This window comes from Aneurinibacillus thermoaerophilus, assembly GCF_019603355.1.
Lineage (GTDB): Bacteria > Bacillota > Bacilli > Aneurinibacillales > Aneurinibacillaceae > Aneurinibacillus > Aneurinibacillus thermoaerophilus.
The window spans coordinates 2,025,808-2,052,494 of sequence record NZ_CP080764.1 but is presented as its reverse complement, the minus strand read 5'-3'; the positions used below and the strand labels follow the sequence as shown (position 1 = coordinate 2,052,494).

The window sequence follows — 26,687 nt, the reverse complement described above, 5'->3', positions numbered from 1 at the left end:
GGTAATCATCTTCGTTATTGAAATATATGGAGTCTTCCCTTATCATTGTATAAGGCACAGTTTTGTGACATTGTCTTTTCAAAAATGACAAGATTTTCTGTGAAAGGAAGCGATTCACTTAGACAGGGACTTTATCTTTTAAAACCGTTGTTCTGTTTCCCATTGATCTTCATCATGAAAGCCATAGGTAGTGCTGTTACTGCCTTTCGGTCAAGGTTATACATAAATTAGATGCTTGAACACTCTTCTTCGTGCAGTTACACCATCAGGCTTGGATTGACTCTCTCATGTTATGGTTACATCATTCCCATAGCGACAGAATTTGTTTTTATGCGATAACTGTTTTCTTGTAGCGATCGGATATATCAATTATAAAGGAACTTACGTTTGTTATATAGTGCGTTTTCCGTAATCTAAAGAATCGGGAAAGAGTTACCCCTGCAATTCCACAAGAGAATTTTCATGCAAAATGATTTTTATCTCTCAAAAGAGGGCGAAAGTCATAGTCATTTACAAAATTTTCGCTTGATTTTTTAGTATGATCGTTTAAAATGAACATGTGTTCATAGGTTTTGACAAAAAATATGGGGGTGAAACTACCTACTGTTTTTGCCCGTATATCTTTATTAAGTACATGCGTCTTCTAAGCACTATATACATTTACTTTATCGTTTTAACATTTGAACAGATCAGGTATGTTGCATGTTTTGTTTCAGCGCTTCTTGTAGAAGAGAGGGCTCGCGAATAGGTGATCGGTTTTTGTGAGTGTGTATATACATCTGATTTGATAGATTGGCATCCTTTTGTAGTTCAAGGGAAAAACTGTGGAGACGAAAGATGAAAGCCAAAATATCAAGAGGGATGTATATTGATGGACATGCATTGCATGACCTCGTGCAATGGGACATTTGCCTGTTCATCATTCAATCAAAAAGCTGATTTCTAGGCGAGAAGCCTCGCTTGAGAAGTGTAAGAAGACTTTATGTGTTAAAACGTTAGCGCAATGTTTATATAGCTTAAGAAATGCAAAAGGAGAGATAGGAGTGAAGATTGCGGACTTTTCCGTAAAAAGACCGGTCACTATTGCGATGCTTATCGTCGCCCTTGTGATATTTGGCGTGATTTCCTTACCAATGCTTAAAGTTGATTTATATCCTGAACTAAAGGTACCGGTTCTTGCGGTTGTAACAAGCGATGAAGGGGCAGCGCCGGCGGAAGTCGAGAAACTGGTGACTAAGCCAATAGAAGAGGCGGTTGGAACTGTTAGTAATGTAAAAAAGGTTGAATCACAGTCATCGAACGGTGCTTCGCTTGTGATTATCCAGTTTAACTGGGGAACGGATATGGATCAGGCAGCATTGGATGTCCGTGAAAAAATCGATTCTGTGCGTGGTGTGTTACCGAAAGATGCAGGTTCCCCACGTGTGCTGAAGATGGACCCGAACAGCGCGCCGATTATCACGTTGGCTATGTCTGGTCCTATGGATGTTGTTGAACTAAATAAAATTGCCGAAGATGTGATTAAGTCACGAATCGAGCGGGTCGAGGGTGTTGCTTCGCTTACAATAAGCGGTGCAAAAGAACGTGAGATCCAGGTTATACTTAATCCGGATATGATGGATGCATATGGTTTGACCATTGATCAGATCAATCAGGCACTTTCTGCCCGTAATTTATCCGGAACCGCTGGTAACGTAATCGAAGGTGACAAAGATATTAATCTCAAAGTCACCGGTGAATTTAACAGTCCTGAAGATATTGCGCAAACGCCTATTTATCTTCCACAGAGTGCAGGCGGAGGAGTCATTCAACTTGCTGACATTGCGACCGTCACAGATGGTTATAAGAAGGTTAGCCAAAAAAGTATGGTGAACGGGCAACCAAGCATTGGGCTTCAGGTAATGAAAGCAACGGGTGCGAATACGGTAAAGACTGCGGATCTTGTGCAGAAAGAACTGGATAAGATTCGGCCGCTTCTGCCGAAAGGGGTTAAAATTGAAACCATTCTTGATACTTCAGTCTTTATTAAAGACTCGATTAATACAGTAGCTGGCCACGGAATAGAGGGCAGTATCTTTGCCATTGTTATCTTGTTCCTATTTTTAAACAGCTTTCGTTCTACGCTTGTCATTGCCATTGTTATTCCGATATCTGTTATTGCAACGTTCTCACTTATGTACTTTACCGGGCAGACGATCAACCTTATTTCTCTTAGTGGTTTATTGCTTGGGCTCGGCTCGTTGGTGGACTTTGCGGTAGTTGTCATTGAGAGTGTTTACCGCAAGCGTCAACAGGGGCTTAAGCCTGATTTGGCTGCCATTATTGGTACAAAAGAAGTCGGTACGGCGGTTATGGCGTCTGCGCTGGCGCAAATTTGCGTATTTCTTCCGATTGTATTTGTTGAGGGACTGCCAAAGATGCTATTTGGTCCCTTAGCCTTAACGGTGGTATTCTCGCACATCGCCGCGCTATTCGCAGCCATTACGCTTGTGCCGATGATGTCGTCGAAATTATTGACCGAGATGCCAAAGGAGCCGGAAGATTACATACATTCATCAAGCAAATCGCCGATGGTGTTATTCCAGAAAGGATTTTATCGGCTGAGCCAGGCTTATGGAAGATTGATTCGTTGGGCATTAGGGCATCGGAAAACGGTTATTTTTGGGACGATTGTCGCTCTTGTTGTTTCGATAGGTATCTTTGTGACACCGCTTGTCGGAAAGGAATTTTTGCCTTCTTTTGATGAAGGAAGCTTGACGGTTAATGTAAAATTGCCGCCTGGCTCCCGCTTGGAAGAGACGGAAAATATTTTGAAGAAGATCGAAAAAATTGCTGCAAGTGTGCCGGAGAAGCAGTTGATTTATACTTCTGTCGGTTCAGGAGGTCCGGCTTCTGCATCGTCTTCATCCAATACCGGTTCGGTTGAGCTTAAGCTTGTGCCGAAAGAGCAAAGAACAAGATCAACCGATGAGGTTATTGAAGAAATACGCGATCGTGTGAAAGGCATTCCCGGCGCCGATATTACTGTACAAGCGACCGATCCGGGTGGCGGCGGCGGAACAGGAAGTCCGATCGATATCGCGGTGAGCGGGGATGATCTGGATACATTAAGAGATTTAAGCGACACGGTTGTTGAGTTGGTGAAGGGGATAGAAGGGACGCGAAATGTTGTTTCCTCCCTTGACAGCGTAAATGATGAAATTCAGATAAAAGTGGATAGCAATATTGCTTCCCAGTACGGGATTACAACCGGGCAAGTGCTCTCGGCCGTTCGCACGGCTTTTGACGGTGAGGTAGCTACGAAATACCGTACCGGCGATGATGAAATTGATGTGCGTGTTCAGTTTCCGTCTCATTTCAGGGATGAAATGAATCATATTGATAGCCTTATGCTTTCCACACCTTCCGGGGCGCGGGTTTCCGTCGGACAAGTTGCCACGATTACAAAGGAAAGTGTGCCGCAGAAGATTACGCGTTCCAATCAAACGCGCCAAGTGAAGGTCACTGGCGATATTGCAGGCCGTGATTTAGGTTCTGTTATCAAGGATATCAACACGAAACTAAAAGACTTGAAGCTCCCGGAAGGATATCATGTTACAACCGGAGGGCAGGCGGAAGATATGGCCGATGCGTTTAGCAGCTTAAGCCTGGCGATTCTGCTGTCCATTGTCCTTGTGTACATGGTAATGGCCAGCCAGTTTGAATCATTATTCTATCCGTTTGTGATTATGTTTTCGATTCCGCCTACTTTTATCGGAGTAGTAGTTGGTCTTCTTGTAACAGGTGAGAATCTTGGTGTTATGGCCTTGATGGGCTATATCTTGCTGATCGGGATTGTGGTAAACAACGCGATCGTTCTCATTGACTATGTCAATACGTTGCGTAAAGAAGGAATGCAACGGGATGAGGCGATCCTTGTAGCTGGCCCGGTTCGCTTGCGCCCGATTGTCATGACGACCCTTGCGACTGTGTTAGCGATTCTTCCGCTGGCGTTTGGTAGTGGGGAAGGGGCTGAAGGCTATGCGCCACTCGCGATTGTTGTCACATTTGGTCTTACATTCTCCACATTGGTTACACTCGTTCTGATTCCGGTTGTGTATACCTTGTTTGATGATATGATTCAAAAGCGGAAGCGTCGTAGAAGGGAACGCCGGGAAAAGAGAAGACAGCGGAGAGAGAAAGGAACAGGAGGAGAAGCGTTCAATGCGTAAGATAGTGTTAGGAATGACCATGGCCAGCCTGGTAGTAAGTAGCGTCCTTGTGGCGGGCTGTGGGGCAGGTGGGAGCCAAGAAGCCGCTGCCCCTGTTCAGGCGAAGGTAGTTCCGGTCGAAGTGGTGTCTGCTGTAATGGGTTCATTGGATAAAGGCCGGGAATTGACCGGCACAAGCCAACCGTCGCAACAGGTCAATATTGTGCCAAAAGTAAGCGCGAAAGTCGTATCCATTCCGGTAAAAGTAGGGCAAAAGGTAAAGGCGGGCGATATCTTGTTCCGGCTTGATGACACAGACCTACGTTATTCGGTTGAGCAAGAGCAGCAGAGCGTGGCACTTTCCCGCGCATCACTCGCTCAAATGGAAGCGCAGACGAGAAACGGGATTGATTCAGCACAAAATGGAGTGAATCAGGCCAATAGTAGCCTCTCACAGGCGAATAGTGCGTATGAACAGGCCAAAAACAGCATCGTCAACGCGCAAAATGGTCTCCAGCAGGCGGATGTTGAGATCGCTCGCGCCCAGCAAGGATATAATGACGCGAAGACGAATGCGGATCGCATGCAAATGCTGTTTAGTCAGGGTGCTGTGACAAAACAAGAATTAGAGAAGGCACAAACACAGTTGAAAAATGCAGAAATCGCCCTACAGGAAGCGCAGATTGCTAAAAAGAAGGCAAGCGTCGCGTTAAAGAATGCGGAAGAGAGCAAGCGCAGCGCGGAAGAATCCCGCAAAAACGCGCTTGCATCCTTGCAGACTGCACAGAAACAAGTAAAAAACGCGAAGGGCGGAGAGAATATAGAAGTGGCCCGTCAGCAGTTGAGGCAAGCGGAAGTAAATTTGCAAATCGCCCGTGATAAACTAGCAAATGCAGTGGTAACCGCTCCGATTTCAGGTACGATTGGTGCGATTAACGGAGAAGTGGGCGATTTTGCATCCCCCCAAAACCCGTTTATCGTATTGGCAAATCTGGATCCGATGAAAGTGGTAATCAACGTACCGGAAAATCTGATTAGTCTTTTCGCTGTGAACCAGACGGTTGATATCGAAATTCCGTCGCTTAAGCTGAATAAGAACGGAAAGGTAACGACCATCAGTCCGCTTAACCAGCAATCTAAAGGTTATCCAGTGACGGTTGAAGTACCGAATCCGGATGGCAAAATTAAGGGCGGCATGGTAATTCAGGTGAATGTAGCTTCGCCAAATGCGAAGAAAGGTATCGTGATTCCAACGAATGCGATTTTAAGAGAAGACAACAAACCGTATGTGTATATTGCACAGGGGGACAAGCCTGTGCGCAAACCGATTACCGTTGTTGAACAGAACAGCGAGCGCGCTCTTGTTACTGGCATAAACGCGGGTGAAAAAGTGATTGTGAAAGGACAGACATTGATTAGCGATGATGTAAAAATCTCGGTCAAATAATCGTTTAGAAATTCGTTCTCCTGTCCATCCTGTGAAAGAGAACCCTTCATAGGAGGATAAGAGATGAACAAAACGATAATGTGCGGTTTGATGATTGCGCTGGCTTTTATGTTTGCTGGTTGTCAGGGGCAAATGCCCAAAGCGTTGCCTGAACAGCCGGAAGAAAGCCGGGAAGTTCTCGCGCAATCCCCTTCGCTTGCGGTGTCGCATTCTATTGAAGGCAATACCGTGTATTTGACGTTTTTGACACGTAATTTTATGTACGTGCCGGAGGGAGCAACTGAACTGCGCTATGGTGAGGGGCATGTGCATGTGCGGGTCGACGGCAAGTTGAGCCGGGTGTATGCAAATAACTTTAAAGTCGGCAACCTCACTCCAGGAGCGCATACATTTGAAGTTGAACTGGTGCGGAACAACGGAAATCCGTATCCAAATACAAAAATCACATTTACAATTACTATTAAGCAATCTCAAACTTCTTAAGAGAAAGGATGCATCTTCCTTTCTCTTTTTTAAAGAAGAGATAAACACAAAAGATCACATTATAGACAGGATAAAGGCTGTCTCAAAGGTTGATTGATTGTAAATGGTAATAAAAAGGGGTGTCCCAAAAGTGATGGGACACCCCTTTTTTCTTCATATTTATCCTTTAAACATTTGCACGAACATCTTGCCGTACGGACCACCATCGACAATACCGATACCGACTTCCGTAAAGGACGGGTTCAAAATATTTTTGCGGTGTCCCGGAGAATTCATCAGGGACGTATGCGCGCCCTGTACGGAAGAATTCCCTGCAATATTTTCACCCGCGGTGCGGTATGTCACACCGAAACGGTTCATCATGTCAAACGGGGAACCATATGTCGGGGATTGATGGCTGAAATAGTTGTTCTCGATCATATCTTTTGCTTTCAGGCGGGCCAGCTTTTGCAGTTCCATGTTAATTTTTAGCGGGGTAATGCCCTGTTTTGCGCGTTCCTGATTAACAAGGTCAAGCATCTGTTTTTCATCTGCTGTCAATCCTTGGGTTGTAGTATTGGTCACAGGTGCTTGAGCTTGAGCGGGAGCCGTATTTTGTGCAGGTTTCGTTATCGTTTGTGTTGGTTGTTTGGCCGGCTCTTGGACTTGTTGTGCTGGTGCGGCAGGCTTTGTTTGCTGATATTGCTTGAAATACTGGTTAATCAACTGCTGTAAGTCTGTTTGGGTCGCATTATAATTTTGCGGGAATATTTTTACAATTTTTGGCGCAGGGCATATGTTTGCCGCCTCTGTAACAGGCAGGTTAAATCCAAGCAAAGATGTACATAATACGGATGCTGCAATAATCTTTTTCATGTCATCACTCCTATTAATAAAAAGTTTAGAAATGCCGCAGCCTTTTATATCGTAACATATAATTCCGATAAAAGTTGTTGGTAATGTTTTCATCTAGAGGAAATAGAAAAAAACTTTTGTCGAAATCCTAATTTGTTAATCCGACACATACAGTAATATAAACAGCAAAAACGAAAACCGTCTCGCCCAAACGAAGCTGCCGCGTACCACACAATCGGGCGAACACATAAAAGAACGAGCGCTGAAGCGATTCGGGGTGAGAGAATGAAGGCGACGGGTCAGACTACGACAGGCAACCAGATTAAAGTAGTGTTTCAAAACGATATTTCCAGGCCACCAAGCCGCGAACAAATTATTAGTTCGCGTATGGAGAAATCGCTGGAGCGGGAATCCGGGGCGTTAAAAGAGCTGGAAAACCTCGTTGGATTGGATGATGTGAAGAAGCTTGTTTATGAAATTTACGCATTTTTAACGATACGTAAACTGCGGGAAGAGCAGGGGCTTTATAATGCGCCGCATATGTTTCATATGGTATTTCGTGGAAACCCGGGAACAGGTAAAACGACAGTGGCCCGGATTTTGGGAAAGCTGTTCAAAGATATAGGCATTCTGGAAAAAGGTCATCTGGTGGAAGTGGAACGGGCTGATTTGGTTGGAGAATATATCGGACATACCGCGTCCAAGACGCGCGATATTATTAAGAAAGCGCTGGGAGGCGTTTTATTTATTGATGAGGCGTATTCGCTGGTACGGGGCGGAGAAAAAGACTTCGGAAAAGAATGCATTGATACATTGATTAAAAGTTTGGAAGATGACCGCAAGCAGTTAATTGTCATTCTCGCAGGATATAACGAAGAAATGGACGCATTTCTCGCGTCCAATCCCGGCCTGCCATCCCGTTTTCCGATTAAGCTTGATTTTCCAGACTATACGATTCAACAATTGCTGGAAATCGCGGATGCAATGTGCAAAGAGCAGGCGTATTATTTATCGTCCGAGGCGCGTTATCTTGTCCGCAAACAGTTAATGCGCGAGCAGGAAAATGAGAAAGAACACTTTAGCAATGCCCGCTGCGTACGCAACATGATTGAAAAGGCGATTCGCCAGCAGGCCATCCGAATCGTCACTGGACATGCGGAACATCAGGTGAATCGGGATATTTTAATGGAACTTAGAGCGGAAGATTTTGAAAAAGAATAAGCAAAAAGAAAGGCTGCCGCCTGCATTTGGCGCCAGCCTATTTTTCTTATGATTTTGAAATGATAACAATCCCTGTCATGCCGGCACGTAATTCATGGCTTGCATTATTCAGTATGATTTTAACTGTAAATTTATCTGTACCGGGGTCGGCTTTGGGACTGATCATACTCACTTTACCTTTCATCGTCTTTCCGATTGCCTCCACATTTACGTTCACTTCATTCCCTATTTTCATGTATTTTAAATCTTTTTCCGGTACGCTTACTACCAGATACACGCGATCCAGATTGACAATCGTCATAAGTGGTGCTGAAGGATTGGCCATTTCTCCGGCATTGGCGTTTTTAGTAGCTACAAATCCTTTAATCGGACTTTTGATGACTCCATTCTGTAAGTTGTACTCATGAAGTTGGACGAGCGCTCGCGCTTTGGCAACACTTGCAGCGTTTTGTTCGATTGCTTCTTTCGTAGGCCCATTTTTCGCTTTATCAAGCATAGCTTTCGTCTGGTCTACGTTGGCTTTAAGCGCGTTCAGCGTTTCTTCCGTTGGCCCTTCGAGCGCTAGCGACAGTTCGTTTTTGGCATTGAAATATTTCGTCTCAGCTTGTCGGAGTGCTATCTCCGCATCATCTAACGATTGCTTCGATGTCGCACCTTGCTCATATAGAGCCTTTATACGATCATATTTCACTTTTGCTAGATCATACGCTTGTTTTGCTTCATTGAGCGTAGCGTTTAGTTTTGCTATTTCCTGTGGACGTTTTCCTTTTTTTACATCTAAATATTTTTGATACGCTTGTTGATACGCAGCCTCTGAGGAGCGGATATCTTCTTCACGGGTTCCGCGTTTTATTTCGTTATATTTCGCTTCAGCAAGCGCCAAATCTGCCTTGGCACTCGCTAATTGTGCCTGCAAATCTGTCGTTTCAAGCGTTACGAGTACATCGCCCACATTTACCTGCTCCCCGACATCTTTTTGCACACTTGCAATTCGGCCAGGTGTTTTGGCGAAAATATTTGTTTCCACAACTCCTGTCATTTTCCCGGAATATGTCATGACGTCCCTTTGATTTGTCGCATTGCTTGCACTCGCTTGGCTGCCTGTTAAAGCGAGGTTCGCAGGCTTCGCTTTACTGCATCCGGCAAGTCCAACACTCATTATTATGCTAATGATTAAAAATGTACGCTTATTCATGCGTTTTCCCACCTATTATTTTGATTTGAAATTACATTTCCGCAATGGTATTCGTTTTTTCATTTTTAGCCATACCTTGTTTTCCCTTAAGCAATAGAGTCATAGGAATGGCCGATATTATGAAGAATGTAGTCACAAGAATGGCATCATCCAGTGCGTGAATGGTCGCATATTTTTTTACCAAACCTGTAAGCGAGTTTATTGCGGAAGCGTACGCTGCCTCATTTCCCATACCTTGTGCTATATACATCTGTTGCAAGCTATTAAGAAAAGAACTGCTTGTCGCATTGTCACCGGTTATTGTTTCGGCATAATGAACCGCATGGCGGACACCTTGTGTTTGAAATACGGATGTTAATATCGCAACGCCAATGGAGGTAGCAACCTGGCGCGTTGTATTCATGAGAGCGGAAGCATCGCCGGATTGTGATTTATCCAGACCTTGCAGCGGAACTTGCATGGAAACCATCATGCATAATCCGAGTCCGATTCCCCGCAGCATAAGCAAAAATTGAATATGCTCATACGCTGTATTGTCATCCAGCCTGATTAAATAATATCCGTTCACTGAAATGATTAGGAGGCCGGCAAGAATAAGCCATTTCCCGTTGATTATTCGCATGAGAATGGCGGATGTAACAAACGTTACCACCATTTGTACCAGTACTTGCGGAAGCATCATCATCCCTGTTTTCATCGCGGTAAGGCCGAGCAATGATTCCGCGTAAATCGGCAGCAAAAAAACGACGCCAAACATTCCGACCATGATCAAGCTGTTCACGATTACACCGTATGTAAAATCAGGGATTGTAAAAAGCCGTATGTTTATTAGCGGGTGCCTAGCCGTTAGCTGACGATAAATAAACAGTGAGAGGCAGATAATCGAAATCATGATTAAAGATACGATATAAAAAGAAGTCCATCCTTTTTCTTCCCCTTTTGCTACGGCAAGCAATAAGCTGGTTAACATAACGGTTGAATAAATAAAACCAGGAAAATCAAACACCTTATCTTTTTTTATTTCTGTTTCTTGTAAGAAGGTCCACGCCATTAAAATGCCAATTAATCCAATTGGAACATTGATAGTAAAAATAATGCGCCAGTCAAGATACTCGACAATATACCCGCTGAGTGTCGGCCCAATCGCCGGTGCTACCATCGCTGAGATGCCGAATATCCCCATGGCTGCCCCCATTTTTTCCTCTGGAACGGTATGGAAGATAAGAGCTTGTCCGACCGGCATAATCAACCCACCGCCGAGCGCCTGAATAATACGTGCGACAATCATGCTGTTATTGCTCCAGGCTAAGCCGCAAAATAATGAGCCCACGGTAAATAAAATAAATGAAATGAGATACATCCGTTTCATGCCGAACCGATCGCATAAATACCCGGTCAGCGGAATGACGGCAGCCATAGCCATTGTATATGCGGTTAGCACCCATTGAATTTCACTTGTTGACACCCCGAATACGTTCATCATCTTAGGAAGAGCAACATTAACGATACTCGTATCGAGAATTGACATAAAGATTCCAATAATAAGTGCGAATACCCCGGGCCAATAAGAAATTTGCATTGCAAGCACATCCTATTTCACATGAATTTTTACAACCGCATTTAATCCTGGCTTAAAATCATAAGGGCCTTCCGTAAAGGCAATTTTCACTGGAATACGTTGTGTGACCTTCGTGAAATTGCCGCCCGCATTCATAGGGGGTAAAAGCGAGAAGGTAGATTGGGTCGCTTCTTCAATTTGCTGCACCTTGCCGTGGAAAGTCGTTCCCGGATACATATCAATCGTAATATCCACCGGCTGGCCTACTTTAACGGCAGCTGCTTTCGTCTCTTCTATGTTCGCCTTTACATACAAATCTTTCTTTGAAACAACCATCGCGATCGTGGCGCCGGCCCCAACGATTTCTCCCTGTTTGGCTGTTTTTTGGATGATAACGCCTGAAATGGGCGAACGAATAAAAGCATCATCAACCGGGATATTGTTCGCTTGCTCTTGCTCCATTATGATTTCATTTTTCTTAACATGACTGCCTTCTTTCACATGGACGCTTGTAATTTTTCCGGTCATTTTTGGGGCAATTTTATAAATGTCACCGGTTATGATCGCATCGTCTGTTTTTACATAATAATAATCTTCATATATGTAATAACCTGTTACACTTAGTGCGGCTGCAATAATGCCGCCGATAAAAATGCGGGCTACTTTCTTTTTATCCATATTCCCCACCCTTTTTTATAAAAATCTTTCTTTTTAGAAATAAGAATATTGAGTGATTTTATTATAAATAATGTCTACTTTTAATTTATTTTTATTTTTATATAAAGCAAGTGCATACTTTCACCCCCTTTAAAAAAATCTAGGGTTTCAGACCCCTAGAAAAAATTTGAACACAATGTTTTATAAATTCATCATGAGATAAGTTGGTTACGTTTTCACCAAATTGGGCGCGTGAGAGAAAAAATCCGAAGTTTACCCACATAAAATTCATGGCTTGGGCCTCTGGATTTGTATTGATTATTTTTCCTTTTTCCTGCATTTTACTAAAGTAATTAATGATCAAGACTTTGAGTTGACGCGGTATGTTAGCTATTTCTTCGATAAGCCCAGGCCATGAATTTGCTTCTTTCAGCCCGATCATGATGACATCCTGATTCTTATTTAAGTGTTCTTGATATGCTTTGCATATTTCATATAAGTCTTTTTCCAGATCCCATTCAACATTTTGAAAAATCTTTAACATGCTTGATTCATACGAGAATTTTTCAACCGCTGCTTTCGCAAGCCCTTCTTTATTACCGAAATGACGAAACAGCGTTACTTCATTGACTCCCGCTTCTTTTGCTATTTTGCGGGTCGTCATCGCTTTGATTCCTTCTTTTCGCATTAGTTTAATCGTAGCTAGTAAAATTTTTTCCCGGGTATCATTACGGTTAGAATCCATTTCTATCTCTTCCTATCTATGCAAGTGTTTACTTGCAAAAATTATATGCTGTTTCGTATTTATTGTCAAGAAAACATAGGATTGTATTAGAGTGACTCTTTTGATGTTTTAACGCTCGTTTTGCGGTAAGAGGCTCAAATGAAGGAATAAAACTAAAATAAGAAATTTTGATAAAATCAACATTCAAAATTGGAAAGTTTAGTATACTTTAAGAAAAAGGAGGGAGTGCTAATGAATACACCTCGGCGTCTGGAGGCGAATGTGGACGGCGATTTTTATGTGAATACCGCCTGTATTAATTGTGATACATGTCGTCAGTTGGCGCCTGACACGTTCTCGGAAATAGGAGATTACTCGGCTGTAACCCGCCAGCCCGTGAATCAGGAGGAAAAACAGCGAACGTTTTACGCATTGCTTTCCTGCCCGACGGGCGCCATCGGAAGTAAGGATGTACGTGGGCTAGGGGAGGCAAGACAGTTATTTCCGTTGCCTTTGACGAACGGAATTTATTATTGCGGGTTTACGTCCCGTAAATCGTTTGGCGGTAGCAGCTATTTTTTGGTTCATCCCGATGGTAACTGGCTCATTGATTCGCCTAGATATTTTCCTTTTCTTGTAAGAAAGCTTGAGAAGATGGGTGGAATTCGTTATATTTTTTTGACACACCGAGACGATGTGGCTGATGCAGACAAATATGCGAACCATTTTTCCGCGGAACGGATTATTCATCGCTTGGAACAAAGCGCCCAGCCGGATGCAGAACATATCATTGATGGGATGGAATCAGTTGAATGGGGAAAGGACTTCCGTATCATTCCTGTTCCGGGTCATACGAGGGGACATATGGTACTCTTATACAGAAACGAATTCTTATTTACCGGCGATCATTTGGCGTGGGATCGGGAAGCCGGCAAGCTGGACGCGCACAAAGATTATTGCTGGTATTCGTGGAGCGCACAATGCGACTCGATGAAACGTCTGCTTACAGAGCGGTTTGAATGGATACTCCCAGGGCATGGCGCTCGGGTGCATTTGCGCTTTGAAAATATGCGTAAGGCAATGGAAACATTAGTCTGGGAAATGGACAAATAAAGTCTGAGGGGCCAGTGCGTTTGGAACATTTGGGAAGCGGTTTGCACAAACCGCTTCTTTTATGGGGGAAGCAAATTCAACGTTTTTGTTTGAGAGTCGCCAAAACGATGCAATAAGGTAGAGCCGTCAGCTTTCTCCTGTCAGGCGTTTCCGTGGATCGGTGTCGGCCCCTTTCAGGCGCTTTTGCAATGTTTTTTTCCAGCTGGCAGAAAGTTCATCAATTTCCAAAAGTTTTCGAATGGCTTCTTTGTTTTTTTTATCATGATGCATGATTTGGTTGGCGAATGCGACAGTAATGCCGGCCGGATGGCGTTCGAGAAGCTGTATTGTGCTCGCGGGATTTACCCATCCTTTTTGAAGAACACGAAAATAGAAGCCAGTAAAGCCGGTTTGTTGAACTTTCAGCGGCAGGTCTACTATATTGTATCTTTTCGCTAGCTTATAACAGGGTTGTCGCGGCTGACTGATTTGGACGACGGCTTCTCCCAATTGAAAAATATCACCGATGTGTACCTTTTCTTCTGTCATTCCCTTAACCGTCAGATTTTCCCCGAATGCGGCAAACTCAAGCATTTGTCCCAACTGTGTTTCCCAATACGGATAGTGTTCATAAGGGTAAACACAGACCGCTTTATCAACGCCGCCGTGGTGTACTAAATCAGCTTGTCCGTCCCCTGTAAAATTCAGAGTAGACAAAAATACCTCAGTTGTGACCGGTTTCTTGTAAATTCCCGTCGTAATTTCCATCCCGTCACAGAAAACATTTTTTGGTTTTCCTACATTGATCGAAAGAATTTCAAATGGCATACTTCTCGATCTCCTTACGATGGAATTCAAGCGCTGGAATACTGGAATATATAATAGAAATCACTGCTTTCCATTATTTACTTAACTATAAAACATTATGTATCTGTTGTCCATTGCCAATTCTTGCGGTTCTAATCGGCGAGGCGAAGGAGGCGGTACCGTTTTCTTTATGCTGTAATTCTGTGATGTTCTGGTTCATTATCGTCGTGGGGTCTTTTTTGTTGATGTATGGCTATGGTCTAGACGCAGCGCTTGATTTTATCGCGCATTTCTATTTTAGTCAGATTGTAAATTTTTCGTGGATGAAAACGAGGCGGAAGGTGCAAGGATATGATCCGTATACCGATCCCAGCTCCCCAGTAGAATAATCGCGAGCAGCGCTGTCTGCGGTGAAATCAGCGGATGATCCAGCACGCCGGTTAATAGAAGCACCGGTAAAACGAAGAAAAACAATTCGCTTTTTGCATCATGCTGCCTCGATAAAAAGAATGCTTGGACTACTTTGTGCAAGGATGTAATGATAAGCAGCAGAAAGGAGGTACCCCCTATAATTCCGTATTCACAAAAAAAACCAAGAACTATATTATGTGCATGCGCAATTCCTGTTTTTTCAAACACAGCATACGCTTCTTTAAATCCAAGAGGCGTTACTCCGAACAAAGGGGAGTTGTTCCACACTTGGATGCTGTTTTTCCAGATGACTTGTCTTGTTTCAAAAGACTGGACGATACTCTCAAAACGTGGAATGATAGCAGAAAATGATCCAGTATATACTAGGTATGCGCTGGCGATAGCCATAAGCAATCCCCCAGCCTGCCAGCAAAGTTTCCAGACAAGTAAAAAAAATAGCAACATCGTGATGGCTACTCCTACCCGAGAACCTGTTTGGTTAATTGCAAGAGTGATAGGAAAAAGAAGAATTATATATAAAAGGACAGGTTTTATCCAATTTTTCCGCGCTTTGATCGTTTGCAATATGCCAGATATTAGGCATGCCAGTGCCAAAAGAAGAAGAAAAGAAGCAAAGTTAGGGTTATAGGCGCTGCCGAACAAGCGATGTTTCTCTTCTAAGCCAAGCGGCATAAGGCCGGTGAGCATGCCAAGCCACCAGCTTCCTCCGTATACATATCCTTTTTGCAATTGAAGTTGTCCAATGGTAGCGATGTAGAGTCCACCGAGTACGGTTATCCGGCTAAAGTTTTTTAGCTTTCGCGCAGTATCTCCTTCTTTTACATATAAGTATATCCCGAAATATCCTAGCACCATTGCGGGTATGAAAAAATATAGGCCTTCTCTAAGATGGAGACAGGCTCCAAGCGAAGAAAAAAATAAAGTTAAAAAAAAGAAGGAAGTTGGATGCAGAGCTTCTATTGTTTGCTTATGCAGAAGCTTGTTGCATATATGATAAAGTCCTATCCCGATCATCCATACCATGCCCAAAGGAGGGAGCAAAAAAAGGAGAATCATTCCCCATTCCAGCGTTTCGTTCTTTGTTTGGTTCATCATTACAATATCTCCTTAAGTATGTATATAAAGTCGCTTTATTGTATGAATCAATGCCGTTCTTTATTTTCGTTGCTTTCATTGTTGTCGTTTTTTTTATGATCTAAACGTATAAACGTAGAGAGGTTGTGGGTATAAAAGAAAAAATGAACGTCAAAAAATAAATACTAGAGAGGAGGTAAAGTATGGAAGGCATTCATGGCTGGACGGCGAGAGTTTCTTGGGACACGGCGTCCGGGCAAAGGATGATATCCGAGCAGAGTAATTTTTGTCCAATGCCCGTACTTAAGGCTGAACATATAACGTTTTGCACAGCACAGGCGCGGCAAAAGAAACGAAAGAAGTTGCTTGACGATATTACTTTTACCGTATATCCAGGAGAGCTGGTTGCTGTTTTAGGTGGAAGCGGAGCGGGAAAAAGCACACTTCTTCACGCGCTATCCGGAATTGTTCCGGCCACGGAAGGAATGGTATGGATAAAAGGCCGGAATTTTTATGAGGAGTATGAAGCATTTCGCTCTTGTATTGGATATGTGCCACAGCATGATATCGTGCATTTGGATTTAACGGTAGAAGAGTCGCTGTTGTATGCCGCGCGCTTGCGATTTCATAAAGATATACCGCTCTTTGTTATGGAACAGCGGGTAGAGGAAGTACTGGCTGACTTAAAGATGACAAAACACCGGGCCATGCTTGTTAGGAATTTAAGCGGTGGTCAGCGGAAGAGGGTTAGCATTGGCGTTGAGCTTATGACCAACCCGTCTCTCTTGCTTCTTGATGAAATTACATCCGGGCTTGATCCGGGGTTGGAAAAGAATATCATGGAAGTCCTGTGTGAGCTTAAAATGAAAGGAACTACAATTATTATGGCTACCCATACTACGTACAACATACATTTGTACGATAAAATCGTTTTTCTCACGCAGGAAGGCGGGTTAGCTTTTGTCGGTTCACCGTCTGAAGCGCTTACGTATTTTTCCGTTGATTCGTTTGTAGACATTTATCAAAAGATGGAACGAGAAAATCCCCCGAATGGGTGGGCAGCCGCTTATAAACAATCTGTCTTTTTTGAAAAAGATGGACATATTCATAAAAACAACCAGTTATTTGCAGCAAAGAGCGAAAGGGACAGGCGAGCCGTAAATGTTAAAGCGCAGGACAGGAGGGTCAAGAGGGTCTCATCGTTTATCCAACAGTGGAGAGTACTTACGGAACGCTATGTCCGACTGCTTACACGCGATCGCAGACATCTTATGATTTTGTTGTTGCAGGCTGTGTTTATTCCCTGCCTGCTTGTCATCGCTTTTTATCATAGCGCTCCTACGTTCCGTTATAGTGAATACCGGACGCAGGAACTGAAAATTACCCAACAAATCGTTCGTTTGGGAAAGGTTGATGAGATACAGCGGAAAATACAGGAGGAAAAAAATCGGCGCAGCTTCATGTCGAATGCAGTTGCCTTGATGGTGTTTACCGCAATCTGGTTAGGCACTTCAAATGCCGCGCGTGAAATTGTCAAGGAGCAGGATATATATCGCCGGGAGCGATACGTTAGTGTGCTCGTCATACCGTATCTGCTTTCTAAAATCACCGTTCTTTCTATTATTTGTGCGGTACAAACATTTTTGCTTGTGTCGATTGTTACATATGGACTTGCCCTGCCGGAATTCTGGCTTAACTTTTTGGCTTTTTTTCTTTTGTCACTGGCGGGTGTAATGATGGGACTTGTTGTATCTGCCTGTGTGTCTACCTCGGATAAGGCGGTTAGCTTTGTTCCCATTTTGCTTGTTCCCCAAATTATTTTATCTGGCGCCCTCGTACCGCTTGTTCATATTAAACCGGACTATATAAAGGGCGTATTCTATTTGGCTGTTAGCAAATGGGGGTATGAATTGGTGGGTGGAACCATTACTAATATCAACAGTCGTAGTTCGCTTCCTGAGCCACTCCCGGCGCTTTCCGGAAATTTTACATTGAATTGGCTGATTATTATCATGTTTATTTTCGTTTTATATGGCATGGCTTGGATAGCGCTATTAAAAAAGGACAGATACACTTATTAGTATCGCGGAGGAATTTCTCTTGAAAAAGAAAGTGCTTATTTTATCCGAAGCAGTAGGAACAGGTCATACGAAAGCGGCGGAAGCACTGGTGCAGGGGATTTCATTACTGGACCCTTCCGTGCATACGCAGGTGTTGGAACTTGGGCAGGAGCTTCATCCTTTTGCTGCGAAGCTAGTGTACCAATTTTATTTGAAAATGATCACCCGGTACCCCTCTGTGTGGCGCAAAGTATACAACTATAAACAGAATCAGCCGATTTCTGGATGGAAACAATCGTTTATCTATCAAGTGCTTCATCGTACGATTAAAGACGTTTTTGCCCGCGTTAATCCGGATCTGATTATTTGCACCCATCCTTTCAGCAGTTCTTCGGTATCCCGTTTGAAGCGTTTAGGATATCCATTGCCTCTGTGCACGATTATTACGGATTTTTATGCGCATGGGGTGTGGGTGCAGCCTGAAGTCGATCTTTATCTTGTATCTAGTGATGAAGTGTACCGCCAACTTATTGGTATGGGCATATCTAAAGAGAAAGTGATGATTACCGGGCTCCCTATTACATCAGATTTTCGTATGAAGCGTAATAAGCAGGAGGTACGGCACACGCTCGGCATAAAGGACATGCCAACGGTTATGATTATGGGCGGAGGATTGGGGCTCGGGGGGATTGAACACCTGGCCCATATTCTTTTGAAATGGCGAGAATCCCTGCAGATCGTTATTTGTACAGGCTATAATGATAGCCTGAAGCAGGCGCTGTATAAAGATAAAAATTTTCATCATCCGAATATTCATATCCTTGGGTTCGTTGAAAGTATCAGCCAGTGGATGGATGCCGCGGATGGGCTGATTACGAAGGCCGGCGGAATCACCTGTTTTGAAGCGCTGGCAAAGAAGCTTCCCATGTTTATTTATCAGCCGCTTCCCGGGCATGAGGAAAATAACTGTGAATTTCTGACGAAACATAAGCTGGCAGTGCGGATTGATGCGGAACAGGAAGTGGATGAGTGGGTGCATAAGCTATTAAAATGTCCACAGGATATTGCCTTTTTGGAACAGCATATGGAGCTGTTTTGGCAAACGATCGATCCGCTGGCAACGGCAAGGTCAGTGCTGGATCTTCTTAACATCAATATGGTAGGGTCCGCTCGTAATTGTCCTGACACCTATCTTACTATTAAACAGATATAGCTTTCTTTTACGCTTTTTATGCAATAGCTGTAGAGCGGCCACTTTTTCTTTCCATATAGATCTGAATTGATGTCTGAATTGATGTCTTAACTAGAAAAATTTTACCATACTGATTCCTATAAAAATTTCAAAGGAGTCGGAATGTATGGGAAAACTTGTCGTAACACAAGCACATGGTTTTACACCGGAAAGTTTGCGTGTAGAAGAACGAAAAATGCAAGATGTACTCTTTAAGCAACGCCTTATGGCGGTTCGACTGGTCATGGAAGGATACTCGGCCACATGTTCTGCAGCAGAGAAATGTAATGCGGCTACCTTTTTGGATTTTTTACAACAACTGCTCACTCAGTATACCGATAAATTTGTGATTTTGATCCTGGACAATGCCAGAATCCATCATGCTAAACTAGTACGGCCATTCTTGGAACAGAATCGCCATCGTCTTTTCTTGTTGTTTCTTCCGCCATATTCACCAGAATTGAATCCGATTGAAAAAGTATGGCGTTGGCTCAAAGACATGGTCATTGTGAATCGTTTTCACAGAAACGAATCGGGTGTGCAGACCGTTAGAACGTTAGCTCAGTTCTATATAGATTATCGACGAAAAATTGAACATGTATTCTGCTGCCTAAAGAACAATTTTTCCCTTGAGCAACCTCGTTGGTATAGCAAAAATCGCTACGATTTCCACTGTCATTTGTGCGTACTTATTGATAAAATTGGATTTTTATGTTAGTTTTGCAATACCATCAAAAAAGAAAAAAGACCACCGAGAATCTCTCAACAGTCTAAATATCACTTCCTGTTAGCCCAATGGTATTAATTCTTACATATATAGAGGATGTTGCAAAACTTCATTTTTAATTCATAGCTGAGCATTATTATGCATAATTCATTAATTGCACATCGTGAAAAGCCTGATATTTTCAGGATTCTCCCCATTAAATTTAACATTTACCATTCAGCGATTATTAGTTTTGCAACACCATCATATATACATAAACCTTTATTTATTTCTATATAAGTTGAATTAAATAAAATCCCTTTCTGTCCTGTGTTACAAAAAATAGAAGCAAACAAACTAGGAACAGGATAGGAGAAATAGACATGAATACTCATCCAACAGAACTGCAAACTGTACAACAAGCGATGAAACAGACAAAAGACAAGCGCATGTATGAACGCTACCAAGCCCTTTCTTTATTTCTGCAGGGGTACAAATATGAGCAGCAAATCAATGCCATCATTGGCCGGAATAAAAAAACTGTGGGCACATACGTCAGAGCCTACTAGGAACAAGGCCTAAAGGTGCTAGTGAGCCATGCATCGCCTGGTGCGCCTCACAAACTATATAAATTTGCTTTGAGGTTTTAACGTTTCAAACAACCAATTCTAGACAATAAAATAAATTCAAAAAATTGGAAACGGATAAGCAACTCTCCGATTCATTTTTACGGACAAGGATTGACAATATATTCCTGGAATGCGGGCTGCTTCCGTAGATGAATAACCTTCCATAACGAGACGAACACTGTAAGGCGCTGTTTAAAGAAAGCATCTTTTATTTTTCGCTCTTCTTTACATAAGCTTTCCACCGTAAAGCCGTAGGTTTCTGTTATCTTCATTTTTCTCATAATAAGTCGCTCCTTTAGTCTTATCTTAGGAGCCAGTATTGTCAAATTTTCATCGGTTAAGACATTAGGACAAGTCTATAGAATTGACTCCTACTGCATCAAAAGCTTTGCCCACGCTTATAACTTCAGCACTTGCTGCTCCATATAAATCCGTCGCGGCTTGTAAAGCTGCTGCCCTCATTTGGCTAAATGTAGCTGACTCTGTAAGATACTGTGTTAATGCCCTGTAAAAAATATTTCCCAGTTTCTCTTTGCCGATTCCATTCACGGTAACGCCATAGTGGGTTCCGCCTTCACTGATAAGATAAGCAGCCTTGTTTATAATTCCGCTGTTTGTATGAACTAAATAGTTTTGGTTTGAACCACGGTATCTTTTGGAATAATGGTCCGGATCACCATATTTTGTCGGATCAGCTAATGAACGAAATCCCTGTCTATTAAAACTTAAGTCCTCACCTATTTCCCAATCAGGATTCTGATTATTGTAGTACTCAATTAATGTCCCAAAAATATCGGACATTGCTTCATTTAAAGCACCAGACTCATTTTCGTAAATTAAATTTGCCGTTTTTTCCGTTACAGCATGCGTCAACTCATGTCCTACTACATCCAATGCTCCTGAGAATGGATAGGTAGACCCGTCCCCATCTCCATAAACCATTTGATAGGAATTCCAAAACGCGTTCGTATACGATTTCCCATAATGAACAGTTGATTTTATTGGCGCTCCTGCTCCATCATAGCTGTTACGATTAAACTTATTTTTGTAGTAATCGTATACAACTCCTGCGTAATAATGTGCGTCTACAGCGGGACCATCATACTTTGCAGTAAACTGATTATCCGCGTTTCTCCATAGCGTGCCCGGGAGCCGGTTTGAATTTTTGGCATCGTATGTATAAATGCCCTTACCTCTAGTATTATCTTGCAAATAGTAATACGAATTAGAAAATACTGTATTTACTTGTTTTTTATCTCCATGCACTCCTATTCCAAATCCAATTTGGTTAGAATCGACCATATTTCGCGCCACTTGCACTTGATGGATACGATTGACTTTATTTAAAATTGTTCCATCATTTGCATCTATAAAGTAATCCCAATTTCCCGGTTGTGGATTCAGAAAATTTAGATTTACATGGTAAGCGTAATGCGCAATCTCTTCTTTCATGTAAATTACAAGTTCGACAGCCGGTGGAATATAATACTCAGGGATAAAACCTAGGTCATGTTCGGCTTTTTGAATCGCTGCCTGTTGACTAAGATTCTTTGCTTTATTTAGGTTTTCTTGCTTGTTCAGTTCTGAAACAATCCCTCCGGACCATGCTGTTACCACTCCTTTTTGATTTAAGTTTAATACTTGTGTCGAACCATATACGGGCACTCCTCTGAAGAACTGCTGGGTACGAATTACATAATCTCCCAAAGGAGTCATTTCTTCTTTCATTACCTGTATGGTGTCTTCCGTTGTTACTTTAAAAACATCCGAGTTTGCACCTACGAATTCCTGAACAACAGTGTTGAAATTATAAGGATTTTTAGGTTTAAATTGCCCTGAAATGAATTCTACTTTGTTGCTCTCAGGATTACGGTGTACCTTTCTTTTCCATCTCTTTGCATATGCCATCACATCAAAAGGGGATGCCTTCATTTTATTTATTTGCAATTGATCCGAGGTAGTTGAAGTAAACGTGGTCGATTCTTCATTCTCATTCTGAAAAAATACAGGATTCGCAGCTCCTTCTGCCCATACCGTTCCAATAGCAGGATTACTTAATAGACCCATAGACAGCCCCAATAATACAACTTTCTTTTTCACAACTCCCATCTCCTTAGAAAAAATTAGAATCGAAAAACTATTTTATACATTTTTTGAGAATCTGTAAATATATTGCTTTAAGTTCAATCTTATTCCTAATTTTTGTATTTTTTAGTGAAAATGGAGGTTTTTGAATACCTTTGCTCAGACAAACCTTTAAACATGTCGTTATGATCATCAGCAACTATTTTTCTAGCTAAATTCAGATAATATTATGTTCCTCCATATACTTTGATACTGTTTTGGTATAGAATATTCATTATTATATAGAACTGAGCTAACGTTCTAACGGTCTGCACACCCGATTCGTTTCTGTGAAAACGATTCACAATGACCATGTCTTTGAGCCAACACCATACTTTTTCAATCGGATTCAATTCTGGTGAATATGGCGGAAGAAACAACAAGAAAAGACGATGGCGATTCTGTTCCAAGAATGGCTGTACTAGCTTAGCATGATGGATTCTGGCATTGTCCAGGATCAAAATCACAAATTTATCGGTATACTGAGTGAGCAGTTGTTGTAAAAAATTCAAAAAGGTAGCCGCATTACATTTCTCTGCTGCAGAACATGTGGCCGAGTATCCTTCCATGACCAGTCGAACCGCCATAAGGCGTTGCTTAAAGAGTACATCTTGCATTTTTCGTTCTTCTACACGCAGACTTTCCGGTGTAAAACCATGTGCTTGTGTTACGACAAGTTTTCCCATACATTCCGACTCCTTTGAAATTTTTATAGGAATCAGTATGGTAAAATTTTTCCAGTTAAGACATCAATTCAGATCTATATATATATTATTTATAATAGTCACCAAGTGGTGTTTTCTTAAGCAAAGGAAGCAGAAGGCAGGCGATAAGGACACCAGACACGCTGCTAATGAGAAAAGGGGGAACAAAAGCAAAGGCACCTACACTTTTTCCCATTAACAGGGTGGCGATTGGAATGGAAACAAAGGAACCGATGAGGCCAGTACCGACGATCTCACCAATACCCGCTCCCCAAGTTTTGCGGATTTTCTTGTATAAGTAGCCGGCAAGGAAAGCCCCGATCATTCCTCCCGGAAACGCCAGTAACGTCCCGATTCCCAGGATATTGCGGATGACTCCGATGGTAAAGGCAATAAAAACGGCGGCTCCCGGACCAAGTAAAACGCCTGCGATGACGTTGACGGCGTGTTGTATAGGATAAGCTTTGGCCACGCCAGCCGGAAACCATAAAAAACTCGAACCAATGGTTCCGATGGCTACGAGAAGAGCCATAAATGTTAAACGTACGGTTGCTTTCATGTTGTTCTCTCCTTTACTAACATTTCATTTGTTCATTTAGATATCTATCTGACCGGATGTTCTAATATTTATCATAGAAAATAGGGAAAAACACCAAAAGGAATTATAACGTTTTTAATTCTTTCGGTAAAGATGAGGCAGGTTACAGGTCAACACAGATCGATTTCCCGGTTTTCACTCACACAGTTGACAACGATTATCATTATTGATACATTAAAGAATGTATTGATAATGATTATCATTTTCTTGGAGGGAGAGGAATGGCAAACGTTATTTTGGTCTATGCTAGTTTATCAGGAAATACAGAAGAAATCGCCGAACTTGTAGCGGAAGGGGTAAAATCCCAAGGAGTATTGGTAGATATAAAAAGTGTGGTAGAAATAAACGCTACAGATTTGCTTGATTATGACGGTTTTTTGCTGGGAGCTTACACATGGGGGGACGGCGAATTGCCGGATGAGTTTCTTGACTTTTATGATGACATGGAATCTCTTGATTTAACAGGAAAAAAAGCGGCGATTTTCGGATCAGGAGATACATCGTACCCAGATTTTTGTGCAGCGGTTGACATTCTGGAGGAACGCGCCAAAGCATCAGGAGCCGATGTGACCCTGCCAGGACTTAAAGTGGAACTGGCTCCTGAGAAAGAAGAAAAGGACGTGTGCCGAGATTTCGGCAAGAGTTTTGCGGCTACTATTACATAACACTTACCCTGTGGTAAGAGGGAGATAGGTTTCGTCCAAAGCCTGAAGGAAAGAGAGTGGTAAGCCGTCTGCTGTTGTTTCTTTAGAACTATAAAGTCAACAGGACTCCTGGTTATTCTAACCAGGAGTCCTGTTTTTTGTTCCCGGCCGTGAAGTCATTACTTTTGCAGTTCCTTGGGAATTTCCGGTTCATAAGATGTCCACCAACTGTTTGTGCTAATACCGGTTAAAGCAAGCAAATAGGCAATGGAAGCGATTCCGCCAAACATTTTACCCTTCATTTTTTGCCACATTGTTGTCACCTCCTTTCAATAACGTAATCCGCTCGATTCTATCGAAGAGCGCGTATCCCCATGGTGTAACGAGAATGCATTGCCAGGTAATTCCCATAACCGCGATCCATGAAATTTCTTGTAGTTTGTTTATCGTAGAATGTGCAGGTATACACCAAACGGACAAGAGAATAAGAGCAAGATAAGAAATGGATAACCATTTTGACACAGTGATTCTCTTTTTGGAGAATCTTCTATTTCCCCATCTGGCCGGAACATAAAGCCATGTAATCATTGTGCCAAAGAGGAAGAGCGAAAGAAGGATAATGAATTTATTTTCTATAAAAAAGGGCAAAGTGTAAGAAGATAATAGGATTAATAAAACAAAAGAAACAAGACTGATTGTTAAACATTTAAAGAACGTATGCGCATGAACCCCACCTGTAATCATACGAAAGCTGCCGAAAAAGAAAATCATTATGTAAAGTTCCAGTAAGATATGTAAGACCCAGCCGATAATCGTAATCATAACAATTTTAATTAAGGTATTGATTAAAATTTGCAGGCCATAGGACAGAACAGGAAGTGGGTGCCGGGTATCGCTGTGCTTGATGAGCGCTAAAGCGATGGTATCAGCCAGTTTTTTGCTCAATCTTTTTCAGCTCCTTAACCGGAAATGTAATGGTAAATTCGGTTCCGACTTTTTCATTGCTGATGAGACACAGGGTTCCTTTGTTTTTCTCTACTAGACTTGTTACGATTGCCAGTCCCAAACCTGAATGGTTTTGCTTTGTAGAAAATCCGTATTCAAATATTTTCTTTTGTAAATAGATTGGAATAATAGGGCGATAATTTTTCACTTTAATTTGCACTTTGTTGTTTATTTTGATTGTTTCTAAAAGAATTTCATCGCTTGGGTAATCGGCTGCTTTTATAGCATCGGCCGCATTGTCTAATAGATTTCCGATAATTTGATTCAATTCTATCACAGGTATCTCTAATTCAGTCAATGAAGAGGTGAGATGTAAGCGCAACCGAATTTTTTCTTGTGCAAATTGCGCGATCTTTGTTTGCAACAAAGCGCTTAGTTCAGGGTTATCCGAAAGTAAAACTTCATTGATTGATGTGATTTGACCGACCAGCTGTTCGATATAACGTAACAATTTTTCATGTTCTTTTTGTTTGGCCAGAATATATAGCACTTGAATATGATTGGCAAAGTCATGGCGTTGTGAGCGAATCGTTGTAAATAAAGAGGTCATGTTTTTAATCGATTCTTTATAAACCGCTAGTTGGGTTTCATGCCGATTTGATTTGACCAGTTCCTGAATGACTAACAGCGAGAAAGCTTGAAAAATAACGATACAAACAAGGATATATCCTGGGCCGATGTCGCCTTGTTCCAATGTGATGGCTCCGATAATGCCAAACGTATAAAACGCAGAAAATATCCAATATGAACGAAAAGTAAGTTTGTTGGAAGGAATATTTTCTTTGAAAAAGAATATTTTGTATTTTTTAATTATGTATAGAAACAAAGACATTAGGAGCAGATTGGGTAAAGTTCTTGCAAACCATAATAAAGGCTCCATCTGAATTTCTTGTAGCGTTTTATCGTAAAAGTTTGTAAATATACTCATTACAAGAAGTTCATTCATTTGAAGCACAAGTAAAGTGATGACGGAACAAGTAATCAGCGGAAGCAATGGAATCCCCATTCCTTGCTTTACTAAAATGATGAGTATCACAAATTGGAAAAAAGAGCGTAAAGGTAGTGAAAGATCTAACAGTTGTAAAGCTTTCACACTAATTGCGAGAAGAAGCGAAACGATAATATATCTCAATTTACAAGCAGATATATTATAACCTGCTAAAGTAATGCATAGGGCTACAATGAGAAACTCTTCCGGTATAGAGTAGAGGAAAAACATTAAAAGATTCATGCTATGCCGCTCCTTAAATTATACAATATCTCCTGTACACA

At 42.1% G+C, this 26,687-nt stretch carries 24 protein-coding genes; 10 read left to right on the top strand and 14 right to left on the bottom strand.

All coding sequences use genetic code 11. From position 1 onward, the window contains the following. Positions 1–1,043 precede the first annotated feature (1,043 nt). From K3F53_RS10600 to K3F53_RS10590, 3 genes are all read left to right on the top strand, one after another. On the top strand, positions 1,044–4,211 hold the full coding sequence (locus K3F53_RS10600; protein ID WP_057898579.1) for an efflux RND transporter permease subunit: 3,168 nt from the start codon (positions 1,044–1,046) through the stop codon (positions 4,209–4,211). Continuing rightward, the gene (locus K3F53_RS10595) at positions 4,204–5,637 is read left to right on the top strand and encodes an efflux RND transporter periplasmic adaptor subunit (protein ID WP_091260599.1); all 1,434 of its coding nucleotides are present in this window, start codon (positions 4,204–4,206) and stop codon (positions 5,635–5,637) included. The genes K3F53_RS10600 and K3F53_RS10595 overlap by 8 nt, the downstream gene beginning before the upstream one ends. A gap of 63 nt (positions 5,638–5,700) precedes the next feature. Further along, entirely contained in the window at positions 5,701–6,120 is a 420-nt protein-coding gene (locus K3F53_RS10590; protein WP_057898581.1) for a hypothetical protein, read from the top strand. A 159-nt stretch (positions 6,121–6,279) separates the two neighbouring features. Here K3F53_RS10590 and K3F53_RS10585 read toward each other — a convergent pair whose 3' ends face one another. Further along, the gene (locus tag K3F53_RS10585) at positions 6,280–6,975 is read right to left on the bottom strand and encodes a CAP domain-containing protein (protein ID WP_057898582.1); all 696 of its coding nucleotides are present in this window, start codon (positions 6,973–6,975) and stop codon (positions 6,280–6,282) included. A gap of 264 nt (positions 6,976–7,239) precedes the next feature. Here K3F53_RS10585 and K3F53_RS10580 point away from each other — a divergent pair, with 264 nt between their 5' ends. Beyond that, complete coding sequence (locus K3F53_RS10580) at positions 7,240–8,175, top strand: AAA family ATPase (protein ID WP_057898583.1); 936 nt, start codon at positions 7,240–7,242, stop codon at positions 8,173–8,175. Positions 8,176–8,221: 46 nt separating this feature from the next. Here K3F53_RS10580 and K3F53_RS10575 read toward each other — a convergent pair whose 3' ends face one another. The 4 genes from K3F53_RS10575 to K3F53_RS10560 form a co-directional block, all read right to left on the bottom strand. Continuing rightward, positions 8,222–9,370, bottom strand: coding sequence for an HlyD family secretion protein (locus K3F53_RS10575; protein WP_057898584.1), 1,149 nt, complete (start codon positions 9,368–9,370; stop codon positions 8,222–8,224). A 31-nt stretch (positions 9,371–9,401) separates the two neighbouring features. Then, positions 9,402–10,949, bottom strand: a complete 1,548-nt coding sequence (locus K3F53_RS10570; RefSeq protein ID WP_220558941.1) for a DHA2 family efflux MFS transporter permease subunit — start codon at positions 10,947–10,949, stop codon at positions 9,402–9,404. A gap of 12 nt (positions 10,950–10,961) precedes the next feature. Further along, complete coding sequence (locus tag K3F53_RS10565) at positions 10,962–11,606, bottom strand: HlyD family secretion protein (protein ID WP_057898586.1); 645 nt, start codon at positions 11,604–11,606, stop codon at positions 10,962–10,964. Between the two features lie 139 nt (positions 11,607–11,745). After that, the gene (locus K3F53_RS10560; RefSeq protein ID WP_057898587.1) at positions 11,746–12,330 is read right to left on the bottom strand and encodes a TetR/AcrR family transcriptional regulator; all 585 of its coding nucleotides are present in this window, start codon (positions 12,328–12,330) and stop codon (positions 11,746–11,748) included. A 231-nt stretch (positions 12,331–12,561) separates the two neighbouring features. On the opposite strand from K3F53_RS10560, the gene K3F53_RS10555 reads away from it, so the two are divergent. After that, complete coding sequence (locus K3F53_RS10555) at positions 12,562–13,422, top strand: MBL fold metallo-hydrolase (RefSeq protein WP_057898588.1); 861 nt, start codon at positions 12,562–12,564, stop codon at positions 13,420–13,422. A gap of 126 nt (positions 13,423–13,548) precedes the next feature. Here K3F53_RS10555 and K3F53_RS10550 read toward each other — a convergent pair whose 3' ends face one another. Both K3F53_RS10550 and K3F53_RS10545 read right to left on the bottom strand, forming a co-directional pair. Beyond that, complete coding sequence (locus K3F53_RS10550) at positions 13,549–14,229, bottom strand: MOSC domain-containing protein (protein ID WP_057898589.1); 681 nt, start codon at positions 14,227–14,229, stop codon at positions 13,549–13,551. Between the two features lie 276 nt (positions 14,230–14,505). Further along, on the bottom strand, positions 14,506–15,735 hold the full coding sequence (locus K3F53_RS10545) for an O-antigen ligase family protein (RefSeq protein WP_220558940.1): 1,230 nt from the start codon (positions 15,733–15,735) through the stop codon (positions 14,506–14,508). A 182-nt stretch (positions 15,736–15,917) separates the two neighbouring features. On the opposite strand from K3F53_RS10545, the gene K3F53_RS10540 reads away from it, so the two are divergent. The 4 genes from K3F53_RS10540 (at position 15,918) to K3F53_RS10525 (ending at position 20,280) form a co-directional block, all read left to right on the top strand. Then, on the top strand, positions 15,918–17,795 hold the full coding sequence (locus K3F53_RS10540; protein WP_057898591.1) for an ATP-binding cassette domain-containing protein: 1,878 nt from the start codon (positions 15,918–15,920) through the stop codon (positions 17,793–17,795). A gap of 19 nt (positions 17,796–17,814) precedes the next feature. Continuing rightward, entirely contained in the window at positions 17,815–18,987 is a 1,173-nt protein-coding gene (locus tag K3F53_RS10535) for an MGDG synthase family glycosyltransferase (protein WP_082705954.1), read from the top strand. 145 nt (positions 18,988–19,132) lie between these two features. Next, on the top strand, positions 19,133–19,723 hold the full coding sequence (locus tag K3F53_RS10530; RefSeq protein WP_156424020.1) for a transposase: 591 nt from the start codon (positions 19,133–19,135) through the stop codon (positions 19,721–19,723). A gap of 371 nt (positions 19,724–20,094) precedes the next feature. Next, entirely contained in the window at positions 20,095–20,280 is a 186-nt protein-coding gene (locus K3F53_RS10525; RefSeq protein ID WP_057898592.1) for a terminase gpP N-terminus-related DNA-binding protein, read from the top strand. Positions 20,281–20,438: 158 nt separating this feature from the next. On the opposite strand, the gene K3F53_RS10520 is transcribed toward K3F53_RS10525, so the two are convergent. The 4 genes from K3F53_RS10520 to thiW all read right to left on the bottom strand — a co-directional run bounded on the left by K3F53_RS10520 (position 20,439) and on the right by thiW (position 23,727). After that, the gene (locus K3F53_RS10520; RefSeq protein ID WP_057898593.1) at positions 20,439–20,621 is read right to left on the bottom strand and encodes a hypothetical protein; all 183 of its coding nucleotides are present in this window, start codon (positions 20,619–20,621) and stop codon (positions 20,439–20,441) included. Between the two features lie 64 nt (positions 20,622–20,685). Continuing rightward, the gene (locus tag K3F53_RS10515) at positions 20,686–22,440 is read right to left on the bottom strand and encodes a M4 family metallopeptidase (RefSeq protein ID WP_246615626.1); all 1,755 of its coding nucleotides are present in this window, start codon (positions 22,438–22,440) and stop codon (positions 20,686–20,688) included. Between the two features lie 212 nt (positions 22,441–22,652). Further along, positions 22,653–23,150 (bottom strand): transposase, encoded by a 498-nt coding sequence (locus K3F53_RS10510; protein ID WP_057898595.1) that lies wholly within the window; start codon positions 23,148–23,150, stop codon positions 22,653–22,655. 85 nt (positions 23,151–23,235) lie between these two features. Then, positions 23,236–23,727 carry an energy coupling factor transporter S component ThiW gene (gene thiW / locus K3F53_RS10505; protein WP_091260078.1) on the bottom strand — a complete coding sequence of 164 codons (492 nt, stop codon included), beginning with the start codon at positions 23,725–23,727 and terminating at the stop codon, positions 23,236–23,238. A gap of 260 nt (positions 23,728–23,987) precedes the next feature. Here thiW and K3F53_RS10500 point away from each other — a divergent pair, with 260 nt between their 5' ends. Beyond that, entirely contained in the window at positions 23,988–24,431 is a 444-nt protein-coding gene (locus tag K3F53_RS10500) for a flavodoxin (protein ID WP_057898597.1), read from the top strand. A gap of 158 nt (positions 24,432–24,589) precedes the next feature. On the opposite strand, the gene K3F53_RS10495 is transcribed toward K3F53_RS10500, so the two are convergent. Genes K3F53_RS10495 through K3F53_RS10485 form a run of 3 tightly spaced genes read right to left on the bottom strand, consistent with a single transcriptional unit; the run spans position 24,590 to position 26,646 of the window. Beyond that, on the bottom strand, positions 24,590–24,724 hold the full coding sequence (locus tag K3F53_RS10495) for a cyclic lactone autoinducer peptide (protein ID WP_082705956.1): 135 nt from the start codon (positions 24,722–24,724) through the stop codon (positions 24,590–24,592). Further along, on the bottom strand, positions 24,702–25,355 hold the full coding sequence (locus K3F53_RS10490) for an accessory gene regulator ArgB-like protein (protein WP_057898598.1): 654 nt from the start codon (positions 25,353–25,355) through the stop codon (positions 24,702–24,704). Before K3F53_RS10490 ends, K3F53_RS10495 begins: the two co-directional genes overlap by 23 nt. Continuing rightward, positions 25,336–26,646, bottom strand: a complete 1,311-nt coding sequence (locus tag K3F53_RS10485; RefSeq protein WP_057898599.1) for a sensor histidine kinase — start codon at positions 26,644–26,646, stop codon at positions 25,336–25,338. The genes K3F53_RS10490 and K3F53_RS10485 overlap by 20 nt, the downstream gene beginning before the upstream one ends. Positions 26,647–26,687: the final 41 nt, after the last annotated feature.